This window comes from Gammaproteobacteria bacterium (genome assembly GCA_015709695.1).
Lineage (GTDB): Bacteria > Pseudomonadota > Gammaproteobacteria > Steroidobacterales.
Genome location: CP054183.1, coordinates 2,392,427 through 2,405,791 on the forward strand (window position 1 = coordinate 2,392,427; position 13,365 = coordinate 2,405,791).

The 13,365-nt window shown below is 71.8% G+C and carries 9 protein-coding genes; all 9 read right to left on the reverse strand.

What is annotated here, in order from left to right; genetic code table 11:
• Window positions 1–5: 5 nt before the first annotated feature.
• The 9 genes from HRU81_11110 to HRU81_11150 all read right to left on the reverse strand — a co-directional run bounded on the left by HRU81_11110 (window position 6) and on the right by HRU81_11150 (window position 13,319).
• Window positions 6–815 (reverse strand): glucose 1-dehydrogenase, encoded by an 810-nt coding sequence (locus HRU81_11110; protein QOJ32613.1) that lies wholly within the window; start codon window positions 813–815, stop codon window positions 6–8.
• A 3-nt stretch (window positions 816–818) separates the two neighbouring features.
• Window positions 819–2,549 (reverse strand): VCBS repeat-containing protein, encoded by a 1,731-nt coding sequence (locus HRU81_11115; protein ID QOJ32614.1) that lies wholly within the window; start codon window positions 2,547–2,549, stop codon window positions 819–821.
• A 128-nt stretch (window positions 2,550–2,677) separates the two neighbouring features.
• Window positions 2,678–4,573 carry a TonB-dependent receptor gene (locus HRU81_11120; protein QOJ32615.1) on the reverse strand — a complete coding sequence of 632 codons (1,896 nt, stop codon included), beginning with the start codon at window positions 4,571–4,573 and terminating at the stop codon, window positions 2,678–2,680.
• Window positions 4,563–5,819: a TolC family protein gene (locus HRU81_11125; protein ID QOJ32616.1), complete on the reverse strand. Its 1,257-nt coding sequence runs from the start codon at window positions 5,817–5,819 to the stop codon at window positions 4,563–4,565. The genes HRU81_11120 and HRU81_11125 overlap by 11 nt, the downstream gene beginning before the upstream one ends.
• Window positions 5,816–6,121, reverse strand: a complete 306-nt coding sequence (locus tag HRU81_11130) for a DUF3240 family protein (protein ID QOJ32617.1) — start codon at window positions 6,119–6,121, stop codon at window positions 5,816–5,818. Before HRU81_11130 ends, HRU81_11125 begins: the two co-directional genes overlap by 4 nt.
• Window positions 6,118–9,186: an efflux RND transporter permease subunit gene (locus tag HRU81_11135; GenBank protein QOJ32618.1), complete on the reverse strand. Its 3,069-nt coding sequence runs from the start codon at window positions 9,184–9,186 to the stop codon at window positions 6,118–6,120. Before HRU81_11135 ends, HRU81_11130 begins: the two co-directional genes overlap by 4 nt.
• Window positions 9,187–10,272, reverse strand: coding sequence for an efflux RND transporter periplasmic adaptor subunit (locus HRU81_11140; protein ID QOJ32619.1), 1,086 nt, complete (start codon window positions 10,270–10,272; stop codon window positions 9,187–9,189).
• Window positions 10,273–10,356: 84 nt separating this feature from the next.
• On the reverse strand, window positions 10,357–10,704 hold the full coding sequence (locus tag HRU81_11145) for a hypothetical protein (protein ID QOJ32620.1): 348 nt from the start codon (window positions 10,702–10,704) through the stop codon (window positions 10,357–10,359).
• Between the two features lie 158 nt (window positions 10,705–10,862).
• Entirely contained in the window at window positions 10,863–13,319 is a 2,457-nt protein-coding gene (locus HRU81_11150; GenBank protein QOJ32621.1) for a YgiQ family radical SAM protein, read from the reverse strand.
• Window positions 13,320–13,365 lie beyond the last annotated feature (46 nt).

Below are 13,365 nucleotides of genomic sequence, written 5' to 3' on the forward strand. Positions count from 1 at the left end.
CTGCGTCACTGCGCGGTCAGCCCGCCATCGACGACGAACTCCGCGCCGGTGACGAAGCGCGCCGCATCGGAGGCGAGGAACAGCACCATGGCGGCGACGTCGCCCGGCTCGCCGATCATCGGCAGCACCTGCATGTCCATGAAGAAGCGCCGCGCCTCGTCGAGGCTCGCCGCCATGCCCTTGTCGAGCATGTCCTGCAGCTCGCGGCGGAACATCGGCGTGTCGGTGTTGCCGGGGTGCACGGAATTGACGCGGATGCCGTAGCCGGCGCGGCCGCACTCGATGGCGACGCTCTTGCTGAACAGGCGCACGCCACCCTTGGTGGAACAGTAGGCGGTGAGCCGCTCCGAGCCGATCAGGCCGCCCACCGAGGAGATGTTGATGATCGAGCCGCCCCGGCCCGCGCGGCCGCCGGGGCGCATGGCGGCGACCGCCTCGCGGGTACCGAGGAACACGCCATCGAGGTTCACCGCATGGACCCGGTGCCACTGCTCGAGGCTGGTGTCGACCAGCGCCTGCACCAGGGCGATGCCGGCATTGTTGACCAGCACGTCGAGACCGCCGTGGCGGTCGGTCGCCGCGGCCACCGCCTGGCGCCAGTCGGCCTCGCGGGTCACGTCCAGCGCGATCGCCTCGGCGGTGCCGCCCGCGCCGCGGATCTCCGCGGCGACCGTGCCGGCGCCGGCATGGTCGAGATCGGCCACCAGCACCCGCGCACCGTGCGCCGCCAGCATGCGCGCGCAGGCCGCGCCGATGCCCTGGGCCGCGCCGCTGACCAGCGCCACCTTGCCGCGGACGTGGACCGCCGGCTCCAAGGCTCAGCCCTGGTTGAGCAGGAAGATGACGCTCGGCGCGTGGCCGCCCCGGCCCTGCATGGCCGGGTGCGCGGTCAGCCAGTCCGGCGGCACCAGCTCGGGGAAGTTGCCGAGCCCGAGGACGATGTCGGTGCGGCCGTCGCCATTGACGTCCGCGGCCTCGATCGAGCACCAGACGCTGAAGAACTCCCGCGGGATCGACTGTGGCACGAACTGCAGCCCGCCCTTGTTCTCCAGGTACACGAAGGTCTCCGGCTCGTCCTCGTTCCACTCGGGGAACAGGGCGATGGCGGCGATGTCCGGGTCGCCGTCACCGTCGAAATCGTGCACCACCGGGCGGATGGCGCCGTGCATGCGGTAGTACCAGGCCATGGTGAACTTCATGCCGCCGTCGTTGCGGAACACGCGGATGCCGTGCTGCGGCCGCGGTGCCGGGATGACCTTGCCGAAGTGGTTGCCGTTGACGTTGTCGCCGTTGAGCACCACCAGGTCCGCGTCGCCGTCGCCGTCGAAGTCCGCCGCCTGCAGGCTGTTGCCGCCCCAGGAGGGCGTGTGCTGGTCGATGAGGTGGCGCGTGAAGGTCTCGTCGCCGTTGCTGGTGAAGATCACCAGCTCCTGCCGGCCCTGGGCGATGAGCGCGGCGACATCGGGCCGCCCGTCGCCGTCGAAGTCGGCGATGGTATTGCCGATCAGCCCGGCATCCTCGGCGATGACCTTCTCGCGCAGCCCGGGCATGACGCCGGGGGGAATCTCCGCCGGCGCCCTGCGCCACTGCGCGGCGTAGTCCGGCTGCTGGTACCAGATCGCCAGCAGGCTGTGCGCGCCCTGCGCGTAGCCGTCGCCATAGGCGTCGGCGATGATGTCGGGCCGGCCGTCGCCGTTCATGTCGGCGGTGTGGTGCTGCACCAGCCGCTGCTTGCCGGTCACCAGCATGCGCGAGCGGGGCGGCTTCGCCTCGAAATCGACGTCGGTGATGGCGGCGATGCCGACCTGGGTCATGGGGAAGCGGCCGTGGGTGACGAGGCGGATGCCGTTGTCCGCGAGCGCCATGTCGATGGGATCGCTGGTGACCTGGATGCGCGCCACGCGCTTGCCGCTGCGCAGGTCCAGGGCCACCACGTCGTCCCACTTGTCGAAGCCGGCGCGGCGCTCGCCGCCGCCCACCCAGTCGTCGATGACCGAACGGCCGACATAGAGGCGCTGGCGCCGCGGGTCCACCAGCGTGGACATGACCAGGGCATCGGGCTCGAGCTCCAGCTGCGGGAACACCGGCCTGAAGCGCGTCGTCACCGGCGGCTTCGGCCCCTGCTGTTCCATCTCCGCCGAGGGACGCGCCGCGGCGACGAAGTACTCGCGCATGCGGCGGAACTCCTCCGCGCTCATCTCCGGCTTGTCGGGAATGTGCTCGCGGAAGGGGTAGAGGTCGCGGTAGTAGCCATCCGGCCCGAAGAGGAAGTAGCGCTTGGTGTAGTCCTTCACCGGCTCCATCTCCGGCGGCGCCGGCTCCACGCGCATGTCGGGGAACTCGTCGCCCTTCATGCCGACGTAGTTGCCCATGTAGTGCAGCGCGTAGGGCCAGTACTCCTTCGGCAGGTCGGCGGGATCGGGTTCGAGATGGCAGCGCAGGCAGTGGCGCTGCACCAGCTCGTGCCCGGTGGCGGCCGCGGTCGCGGCCGGGCCGGTGGGCGCCGCGGACCTGCCGCAGCCGCCGAGCGCCGCGGCGATGCCGGCCATGGCGACAATGGCGACGCACGCCGCCCGCCACCGGATTCTGGTCTGCTGCCCGGATTGCATGTGCCTGGTTCTCCTCCCCTTGCCGCGACGATAGCGGCCGGCGCGGCCGCGGGCAATGGCGGCCCTGCTCAGCCGCCGAAGCGGTAGCGCAGCGACAGGCGCGGCCGGAAACCCGCCGCCGGAAAGCCGATCGCCTCCTGGTAGCCGGCGTCGAGCAGGTTGTCGATGGCCAGCGCCAGGCGCAGGCGCGCCGTCACCGACCAGGCCAGGTTGAGGTCGAGGCGATTCCAGGCACCGAGCGTCTGCTCGCCGGTGGGGATGGCGTAATCGAGGCTCTCGCCCACGTAGAGCCAGTCGAGGTCGAGCGACCAGCCCTGCGCCGGCGACCAGCGGGCCGACAAGCCGCCGCGCCAGTCCGGCCGCTGCAGCAGCTCGCGGTCGCTTTGCTCGACGTCGATGTCGGTCCAGGTCACATGGGCACGCAGCACCAGCGCCGGCGACAGCGCCAGGCTCGCGCCGAGCTCGGCACCGTGGCTGGTGACGCGGTCGCGGTTGACGTTGCGGAAGGTGGCGGGATCGAGATCGATGAGGTCCTCGAACTCGTAGTCGAACAGCGTCAGCGCGAGTTCGCCGGCGCTGCCGAGGCGCTGGACGATGCCCGCCTCCGCGCCGCGGCTCTTCTCCGGCCGCAGCCCCGGTTCGCCCACCAGCGGGCTGCCGAGCGCGAAGAAGCTCGGCAGCTTGAAGGCGGTGCCCCAGTCGGCGCGCAGGCGCGTGCGCCCGTCGTTCGGCGAATAGCTGGCGCCGAGGCGGCCGGTGGTCTCGGCGGCGAAACCCTCCGCGTCGTCACGCCGCAGGCTCGCCTGCAGCAGCCAGGTCTCCCCGGCCTGCAGCCGGCCCTCGACGAACAGGCCGACGGTGTCGCGCTCCAGCGAGAAGGCATTCGGCATGCGCACCGGGCCGAAATCGACGTAGCCGTCGGACTCGCCGGACTCGTGCTGGAAATCCGCGCCGGCCGTGGCGGCCAGCGTCGCGCGGCCGGCACTGGCCGCCAGCGTGGTGCGCAGTGCGGCGTGGTCGCGCTGCAATTCGTTGCGCGCGCCGTTGGGCGGCACCTGGTCTCCCGGGTAGATGCCCGGGGAGTCGTAGCGGCCATCGCGGTCGTAGTGGCTGGCCTGGCCCTGGATCGACCAGCGCGGGCCGAGCGACCAGTCGAAATCAGCGCCGAGCGCGTAGTCCCGCGCGCTCGCCTGATCGAGGCTGCGCAGCACCGCCTGCTCCGGCCCGCCGCTCTGCTCGGGAAACGACGTGCTGCGGGTATCGGCGTAGCGCCCGTAGAGGTTGGCCACCAGCCCCCCGGCAGGCAGCAGGCGCAGGCGGCCGCTGACGCCGTCGGCTTCGTAGGTGCTGCCGGGCACCGCCTCGCCGTCATCGCGGCTGGTGGCCTGCAGCGAGAAGCCGCCATCGCCGGCCGCGCCGCCGAGCTGCAGGCTGGCGCGCCGGTAGCCGTCGCCACCGGCCTCGCCCTCCACGGCCGCGGCGAGCGGCCCGCCGCCCGCCGGGCTGATGAAGTTGATGACCCCGGCGAGGCCGTCCGAACCGTAGATGGAAGACTCCGGCCCGCGCACGATCTCGATGCGCTCGAGGTCAGCGAGGCTCAGCGACGCGAAATCGAAGGAGCCGCCGCGGGTGTTGGTGGGGTCGTTGACCTTGATGCCATCGACCAGGAAGACGGTGAAGTTCGGCTCGCTGCCGCGCATGAACAGCTGGCTGACGCCCCCGGCGCCCGGCTGCACCAGGTGCACGCCGGGCACCGCGCGCAGCAGGTCGGCCACGCCGCTGTCACCACGCGCGTCGATCAGCTCCCGGTCGAGCACCGTGCCGGGCAGGCCCGCCGGCGTCGCCGCCAGGCGCGTGCCCGTCACCACCATCTCGTCCACCGCCGCGGCCGGGGTGGGCGCGCCGACCAGCCCCAGCGCCAGCAGCGGCGCGCACACGGCGCGCCATGCCGGCTCAGCCGCCATGCGGCTCGTCGTCGTCGTGCGTGGACCACATGCGATGCGAATCCAGCAGCAGGCGGGCGATCGCCTCGTTGGCATCCAGGCGCGCCTGCTCGGCGGCAACCTCGGCCTCCGCGGCATTGCGACGCGCCAGCAGCGATTCCGCCAGCGGCATCTCGCCGAGCTCGTAGGCGCGGCGCGCCAGGTCGGCATGCCGGGTCATGGCCGCGGAGGCATCGCGCAGTTGCCGCCAGGTCTCGATGCCGGTCGCGGCGCGCTCCCAGTTGACCACGGCCTCGGCCTCGAGGCGCCTGCGGGTCGCGGTCTCCAGCTCCGCCAGCGCATCCGCCTGCCCGCGCCGCCGGTCGGCCTCGGCGCTGCGCGCGCCGATACCGATGGGCACGGCGAGGCTCATGCCGACGATCTTCTCGTCGCCGAACTGCTCGTTGGCATAGAACAGGCCGAGGGTCGGGTCGGGCAGGCGGTCGCGGCTCGCCCGCCGCGCCGCGAGGCGGCTGCCCTCCAGGGCACTCTGCACCGCCAGCAGTTCGTGGTTGTGCTCGAGGGTGGCGGCGGTCCACTCCGCCTCGGTCCCGGCCGGCAGCACCGGCTCGGCGGCCCGCGGCGTGGCCGGCGGCAGGCTCGGGAAGCTGGCGCGCAGCCCGGCGAGCGCCGCCTGCTGCCGTCCGAGTGCCTGCTGCTTCTGCGAGCGCGCCTGGGCCAGCGCGGCATCGGCCTCGAGCAGTTCGAGGCGGGCCGCATCGCCACGCCGGTTGCGTGCCGCCACGGTGCCGCGCACCTCCTCCAGCAGGCTGGCCTGGCTGGTGCGCAATCGCGTCTCCGTCAGCGCGCGCAGCGCCTCGTACCACAGGCCGAGCAGGTGGCGCGCGGTCTCGTGGCGGGCGTCGCCCACCTTCTCGCGCGCCTCGTCGACGCCGCGGGCGCCGATGTCGGCGTCGAGCCCCGCCTTGCCGAACAGCCGGAAGCCGCGCTCGATGCCCGCGGCCCATTCGTCGGAGCGATCGGCGACACCGGCGATGTCGCGCCGCTGTCCGGCCACGCGCAGCTCGAGCTCGTGCGGGCCGGCATCGAGGGCGTCGCGCTCGGCCCCCGCCACCCGCAGCCGCGCCTCCGCCTCGCGCACCACCGGGTGGTCGTCGAGCACCGCCCCCACCACCTCGATGGGCGGCAGGTCCGCCGGCGGCGTGAATTCGGCCGCCGGCGCGGCGCCGGCGACCAGCAAGGCAATCCAGGCAATGTGCCGGCTCATGCCAGCCTCCCGATTTCAGTCACGGGCACGATCCAGTACATGATCTCGCGCGTCGGCAGCGCCGCCTTCAGGCCGTCGACCAGCGCCCGCGCCTGGTCGGCCTCCAGCACCACCTGCACCTCGCAGCGGTCGGCCCGCCCGCGGACCTGCTCCTGCACGCTCAGCGTGTCGGCCCGCGTGCCATGGCCCTCGGCGCGGGCCACGGTGAAACCCGTAGCCAGTTCCGGGTGCGCCAGCAGGCCCTCCACCAGCGCTTCCTCCAGCTGGCTCGGCGCCACCAGCGTCAGCTGCACCAGGCTCATTTCAGGTCACCTCCCAGGATGAAGCGCCGGTACAGCACCGGCAGCAGCACCAGCGTCAGTGCCGTGGAGGACACCAGCCCGCCGACGACGACGATGGCCAGCGGCTTCTGGATCTCCGACCCCGGGCCGCTGGCGAGCAGCAGCGGCACCAGGCCGAAGGCGGTGATGCTCGCGGTCATCAGCACCGGCCGCAGCCGGCGCAGGGCGCCCTCGCGCACCACGCTGTCCCCGGGCATGCCCTGCCCGGCGAGCTGGTTGAAGTAGCTCACCATCACCACGCCGTTGAGCACGGCGATGCCGAGCAGGGCGATGAAGCCCACCGAGGCCGGCACCGACAGGTACTCGCCGCTGATGAACAGCGCCGCCACGCCGCCCACCAGCGCGAAGGGCACGTTGGCGAGCACCAGCGCAGCCTGCTTCACCGAGTGGAAGGTGGTGAACAGCAGGGCGAAGATCAGCGCCAGCGAGACCGGCACGACAAGGGCCAGGCGCGCCGCGGCGCGCTGCTGGTTCTCGAACTGGCCGGAGTACACAACGTGGTAGCCATCCGGCAGTTGCAGCTCCGCGCCCATGCGGGCACGCACCTCATCGACGAAGCCGACCAGATCCCGGTCCGCGACGTTGCTCTGCACCGTCACGTAGCGCGCGGCGTTCTCGCGGTTGATGGCCACGGGACCGTCGGTGCGCTCCAGGCGCACCACCTCCCGCAGCGGGATGGCAACCCCGCCCGGTGTCGGGATGCGCAGCACCTCGAACAGCGCCGGCGACATGCGTACCTCCTCCCCGGCCCGCAGCACCAGCGGCGTGCGCCGGATGCCCTCCTGCACGATGCCGACGGGCAGGCCCTCGAGCTGGGCCTTGAGAAAGGCCGAGACATCGTCGACCGTCAGGCCGTAGCGGCCGGCGGCGAGGCGGTCCACCCTGGCCTGCAGGTACTGCACGCCTTCGTTCTTCTTGCTGAGCACGTCCTGCGCGCCCGGCACCGAGGCGACGATGGCCTCCACCTGGTCGGCAAGATGGTTGAGTGTCTCGATGTCGGTACCGAACAGCTTCACCGCCAGGTCACCGCGACTGCCGGTCAGCATCTCGGAGACGCGCATGTCGATCGGCTGGGTGAAGCCGTAGCTGATGCCGGGAAAGCCCTCCATGACCCGCCGGATCTGATCAGCCAGCCACTCCTTGTCGGGCTGCCGCCACTGGTCCCTGGGCTTCAGCACCAGGTAGCCGTCGGTCTCGTTGAGTCCCATGGGGTCGAGGCCGATTTCGTCGGAGCCCACCCGCGCCACGGCACCCACGACCTCGGGCACCTGCTGCATGATGGCTTGCTGCACCTTGAGGTCCAGGTCCAGGCTCTCCTCGAGGCTGATCGAGGGCAGCTTCTCCAGCTGGATCAGCAAGTCGCCCTCGTCGAGCGTCGGCATGAACGACTTGCCGATGAAGGGGAACAGGACGACGGCCATGGCCAGCACGGCGACGGCTGCAATCATCACCGGGCGCGTGCGTGCCAGTGCGAAGTCGAGGATGGGCGTGTACAGGCGCACCGCCTGGCGCAGCAGCCAGGGATCCTCGTGCGCGCCCGCCTCCATCAGCCACGAGGCAAGCACCGGCACCACGGTCAGCGACAGCAGCAGGGCGGCGCCCAGCGCGAAGACGATGGTCAGCGCCACCGGCACGAACAGCTTGCCCTCGATCCCCTCCAGGGTCAGCAGCGGCATGAACACGATCATGATGATCAGCACGCCCGAGACCACCGGCGTGCCCACCTCGCGCACCGCGCGGAATACCTGGTGGAGCTTGTTCTGGCGGCTGTGGTCATGGGCGAGGTGCGTGACGATGTTCTCCACCACCACCACCGCGCCATCCACCAGCATGCCGATGGCGATGGCCAGGCCGCCGAGGCTCATGAGGTTGGCCGAGAGGCCCACCCGGCGCATCAGCACGAAAGTCGCCAGCGCCGCAAGCGGCAGCGTCAGCGCCACGGTGAGCGCGGCGCGCACGTTGCCGAGGAACAGGAACAGCAGGGCCAGCACCAGCACCGTCGCCTCGAGCAGCGCGGTGGACACCGTGCCCACGGCGTGCTCGACCAGTACCGAGCGATCGTAGAACGGCCGGATGGTGATGCCTTCCGGCAGCGTGGGCGCCAATTCGGCAAGGCGGGCCTCGACGGCGGCCGTCACCTGTTGCGCATTGGCGCCCCGCAGCGCCAGCACCAGGCCCTCCACGGCCTCGCCGCGGCCATCCTGGGTCACGCCGCCATAGCGGGTGAGCGCGCCGAGGCGCACCTCGGCGACGTCGGCCACGCGCACCGGCACGCCATTGACGTCCTTGACGACGATGCCGGCGAGCTGCTCGAGGCTCTGCACGGCGCCCTCCACGCGCAGCAGCCAGACCTCCTCGCCGTCGGTGAGGCGGCCGGCGCCGTCGTTGCGGTTACTCGCCTGGATGGCGTCAGCCAGCTCGCCGAGCGTGACGCCGCGCGCGCTCATGGCGGCGTTGTCCGGCGCCACCTCGAAGGTCTTCACCAGGCCGCCGAGCGAGTTGACATCGGCCACGCCCGGCAGCGTGCGCAGCTGCGGGCGGATCACCCAGTCGAGCAGCGCGCGCCGCTCGGCGAGGCCCAGGGTCTCGCCCTCGATGGTGAACATGTACACGTCGGACAGCGGCGTGGTGATGGGAGCCAGGCCACCGGTGACGCCCTCCGGCAGATCCGCCAGCACGTTGTTCAGGCGCTCGGCCACCTGGCTGCGCGCCCAGTAGATGTCGGCACTGTCCTCGAAATCCACGGTGATGTCGGTGAGCCCGTACTTCGACACCGAGCGCAGGATGCGCTGGCGCGGGATGCCGAGCATCTCGGTCTCGATGGGCGCGGCGATGCGCGCCTCGATCTCCTCCGGCGTCATGCCCGGCGCCTTGAGGATGATCTTCACCTGCGTGGTGGAGATGTCCGGAAACGCATCGATGGGCAGCGAGAGCCAGGCCTGCACGCCGGCACCAATGAGCAGCAGCGTCAGGCCCAGCACCAGCAGCCGCTGGGTGAGCGAGAACTCGATCAGCCGATCGATCATCTACTCGCCTCCCATGCCCTGCCAGGCCGCCTTGACCGCGGCGACGCCCTCCACCACCACGCGCTCCTTGCCGGTGAACGGCGCCTCGACCGCGGCCGACTGCCCGGAGCGCGACAGCACCTGCACCGCCATCGGCACGAAGCCGCCGGCCGCCTCGACGAAGACCCAGTCCTTGCCGTCCTGGCGCACGATGGCGCGGCCCGGCACCCGCCACTTCTGCGCGCCGGCCTTGCCCTCGATGCGCACCGTCACCTGCTGGTTGAGGCGCAGCTCGCCACCGGGGTTGGCGACCTGGGCACGGATCAGCACCGCCTGCGCCGCGCTGACGCTGCTGCCCACCACCAGCACGCTGCCCTCGGCGCGGGTGCCCGGCACCACCACCTTCTGCCCGGGCGCCACCAGCGAGGCGATGTCCACCGGCGCGTGGATCTCCAGCCAGAGCGTGCCGAGGCTGGCGATGCGCAACAGCGGCGTGGCGGCCTCGACGCGCCCGCCGGTCGCCGCCTGCACCTCCAGCACGGTGCCGGCGATCGGCGCGACGAGGTTGACGCTGTCGCTGAGCTTCTCGCCCTGCTCGGCCGCGGCGATCTCCGCCGCCGAGAAGCCCATGAGCTTCAGCGAAGCGCGCCGCTCCGCGAGGTGGGCCCGTGCCTGGGTCAGCGCGGCGCGGGTCGCCTGCACGCGCGACTCGGCGACGATGCCTTCCTGGAACAGCGCCTCGTCGCGCTTCGCCGATTCCCCGGCCAGCCGCGCCTGCACCGCGGCCTCGGCGGTATCGCGCTGCGCGGTGGCCAGCGCCTCGCCGCTCAGCGTGGCGACCGGCTGGCCCGCCTTGACGCTGTCGCCGAGCGCGACCATCACCCGCGAGATCATCCCGGCCACCGGCGCCGCCACCACGCGCTCGCGGTCCGGCGGCACGGTCACCGTAGCCGGCAGGCCCGCGGCCGCGGTGCCGGCATCGGCCGACAGCGGCGCGGTGACGACGCCCAGCGCCGCGCGCTGTTCGGCGCTGAAGGCGATGGGCTTGTCCTCTGCCTGGGCGGACAGGACAAGAAACGGCACGAGAATGACAAACAGACGGTGCATCACACGCTCCTGGGTTGGCGACGACACCAGCTCCCGGCTGGCACGCCTGCCTCGAAAGGGGCCCGCGTCGGGGCCGGGTCCGGCTCAGCCCGCGCTGCGTGGCGGGCGATCGCGGACCGGGGGGATATGCGAGGCGTGGATGCCAGCCAGGGCGGGCGCGGGCTTGCCGGACGGCTGGATGCCGGCCAGCGGGGTGCAGTCCGGGATGATCAGGGACGGCACGTGGTTGCAGTGATGACCGTGTTCGCCATCGGCCGGGCTGCTGTCGCCGTCAGGGCCGGGGCCGGCCATGTCGGCACCGGCCAGCTGGCTGGCCGGCTGATGCACCTCGCCCGCGGTCACTTCGCCCGGATGCAGGTGCAGGCTCGCCGCGGCCCAGCTGTACTGCAGGGGCACGAGAACCATGAGCATCAGGGCGATGGCGCGACGCATGGGCCGGGAGGTTCTGCTGGTGATTGTGGCGGCGTGGCGAAGGATGCCACAACCATCCCGCGCGGCCCAGCCGCGTCCGGAACCCGTGGTGCGGCCAATTGCCGCGCCCCTGCCGGATGCCCCGGCGCCAGGAGGTGCCGCGCGTGACAAGCCGCTGCTCAGGGCTTGCGTCGCCGGCCGCCGGCGCGCGGCGGCCGGTCGGGCAAGCCGGTGTGCTGGGTGCGGAACGGGCGGCCGCGCACGGCCTGGCGCCGGCCCTCGCCCTGCTGGCCCGTGCCGGCGGGCTGGTAGGCGGGCACCAGCTGGTGCGCGCCGTTGCCGATCAGGTCGGCGCGGCCCATGCGGCGCAGGGCATCGCGCAGCACCGGCCAGTTCTCCGGGTCGTGGTAGCGCAGGAACGCCTTGTGCAGGCGGCGCAGCTTCAGGCCCCTGGGGATGCGCACCTGCTCGCCGTCGCGCCTGACCCGCCGCAGCGGGTTGCGCCCGGAGTAGTACATCGCCGTGGCGGTGGCCATCGGCGAGGGCAGGAAGGCCTGCACCTGGTCGGCGCGGTAGCCGTTCTGTTTCAGCCACAGCGCCAGCTCCAGCATGTCTTCCTCGCTGGTGCCCGGGTGCGCGGCGATGAAATAGGGAATGAGGTACTGCTCCTTGCCCGCCTCCTTCGAGTACTGCTCGAACAGCTCGCGGAAGCGGTAATAGGCGCCGATCCCCGGCTTCATCATCTTCGTCAGCGGCCCCTCCGAGACGGCCTCCGGGGCGATCTTCAGGTAGCCGCCGACATGGTGCTGGGCGAGTTCCTTCACGTACTCCGGGGACTGCGTGGCCAGGTCGTAGCGCACGCCCGAGGCGATCAGCACCTTGCGGATGCCCGGCAGCTCGCGCGCCTTGCGGTAGAGGCGGATCAGCGCCGAATGATCCGTGCTCATGTTGGGGCAGATGCCGGGATACACGCAGGAGGGCTTGCGGCAGGCGGCCTCGATCGAGCGGCTGCGACAGGCCAGCCGGTACATGTTGGCGGTGGGCCCGCCGAGGTCGGAGATGATGCCGGTGAAGCCCGGCACGTTGTCGCGCACCTTCTCGATCTCGCGCAGCACGGATTTCTCCGAGCGGCTCTGGATGATGCGCCCCTCGTGCTCGGTGATGGAGCAGAAGGTGCAGCCGCCGAAGCAGCCGCGCTGGATGGCGATGGAGAAGCGGATCATCTCGTAGGCGGGAATCTTCGCCTCGCCATAGGCCGGGTGCGGGCGGCGCTGGTAGGGGAGCTCGTAGATGGCGTCCATCTCCTGCGTGGTGAGCGGGATGGGCGGCGGGTTGAGCCACAGGTCGACGTCGCCATGGCGCTGGACGAGGGCGCGGGCGTTGCCGGGATTGGATTCGAGGTGGAGGATGCGCGAGGCGTGGGCGTAGAGGACGGGGTCTTCGAGGACCTGGCGGTAGCCGGGAATGCGGATGACGCTGCGGCTGCGCTCGCCAGCCTTCACCTCGCGCTGGGATTGCACGATGCGGTGGTCGGCGGCAGTGGCTGACGCGGGCGATCGAGGCGCCGGCTGGGCGGGCCCCGGGATGGCCACCTCCTCCTGCCTGAAGTCGTCGGCGGCAGTCGCCGACGCGGGCGATCGGGCCGCCGGCTGGGCGGGCCCCGGGATGGCCACCTCCTCCTGCCTGAAGTCGTCGGCGGCCATCCCGGGGCCCGCTTCGACGACAGTGCGTGCACTGCTGCGCGCCACCGCTCCGACAAGCAGGGGATCCGAGCGAGTGGCGTCAGCTGGCATGGGGAGCCCCGCCGACGACTTCAGGCAGGAGGAGGTGGGGCTCCCCATGCCAGCTGACACCCCCGCTGAGGAGTCGGCCCTGCCCGTTTCCGCCGTGGCGTAAGGATCGACCGGCGGATTGAGCGCCCCCGGCTCGTCGATGCTGGTGGAATCGATCTCCACCCAGCCCTCGGGAAAATCCCGGCGCACGAAGGCGGTGCCGCGGAGGTCGGTCAGCGCCGCCACCGGCTCGCCCGCATCCAGGCGGTGGGCGATCTCCGCCAGCTGGCGTTCAGCGTTGCCGAACACCAGCAGGTCCGCCTTCGAATCCAGCAGCACCGAGCGGCGCACCTTCTCCGACCAGTAGTCGAAGTGCGCGATGCGGCGCAACGACGCCTCGATGCCGCCGATGACGATCGGCACATCGCCGTAGGCCTCGCGCGCCCGCTGCGAGTAGACGATCACCGAGCGGTCCGGCCGCCGGCCGCCGACGCCGCCCGCGGTGTAGGCATCGTCGCTGCGGATGCGCCGATCCGCCGTGTAGCGATTCACCATCGAATCCATGTTGCCCGCGGTGATGCCGAAGAACAGGCGCGGGCGGCCGAGCCGGCGGAAGTCCGCCGCGCCCTGCCAGTCCGGCTGGGCGATCATGCCGACACGAAAACCGTGGGCCTCGAGGAAGCGGCCGATGATCGCCATGCCGAAGCTCGGGTGGTCGACATAGGCGTCGCCCGTCACCAGCACGATGTCGCAGCTGTCCCAGCCGAGCGCGTCCATCTCCTGCCGCGACATCGGCAGGAACGGCGCCGCGGCCGGTGCCGGATTCGGCCGGGGATAGGCGAAGATGTTGCGTGCCGCGTGCATCCGCCCATGGTACCGGGGAAGGCGGCCAGCGTCCCCACCGGCAGCC

What these genes read in the sequence shown, in the direction of transcription:
- HRU81_11115 (QOJ32614.1), bottom strand. Translation starts at nt 2,549, where the DNA reads ATGGCCGGCATCGCCGCGGCGCTCGGCGGCTGCGGCAGGTCCGCGGCG.
- HRU81_11120 (QOJ32615.1), bottom strand. Translation starts at nt 4,573, where the DNA reads ATGGCGGCTGAGCCGGCATGGCGCGCCGTGTGCGCGCCGCTGCTGGCG.
- HRU81_11125 (QOJ32616.1), bottom strand. Translation starts at nt 5,819, where the DNA reads ATGAGCCGGCACATTGCCTGGATTGCCTTGCTGGTCGCCGGCGCCGCG.
- HRU81_11130 (QOJ32617.1), bottom strand. Translation starts at nt 6,121, where the DNA reads ATGAGCCTGGTGCAGCTGACGCTGGTGGCGCCGAGCCAGCTGGAGGAA.
- HRU81_11135 (QOJ32618.1), bottom strand. Translation starts at nt 9,186, where the DNA reads ATGATCGATCGGCTGATCGAGTTCTCGCTCACCCAGCGGCTGCTGGTG.
- HRU81_11140 (QOJ32619.1), bottom strand. Translation starts at nt 10,272, where the DNA reads ATGCACCGTCTGTTTGTCATTCTCGTGCCGTTTCTTGTCCTGTCCGCC.
- HRU81_11145 (QOJ32620.1), bottom strand. Translation starts at nt 10,704, where the DNA reads ATGCGTCGCGCCATCGCCCTGATGCTCATGGTTCTCGTGCCCCTGCAG.
- HRU81_11150 (QOJ32621.1), bottom strand. Translation starts at nt 13,319, where the DNA reads ATGCACGCGGCACGCAACATCTTCGCCTATCCCCGGCCGAATCCGGCA.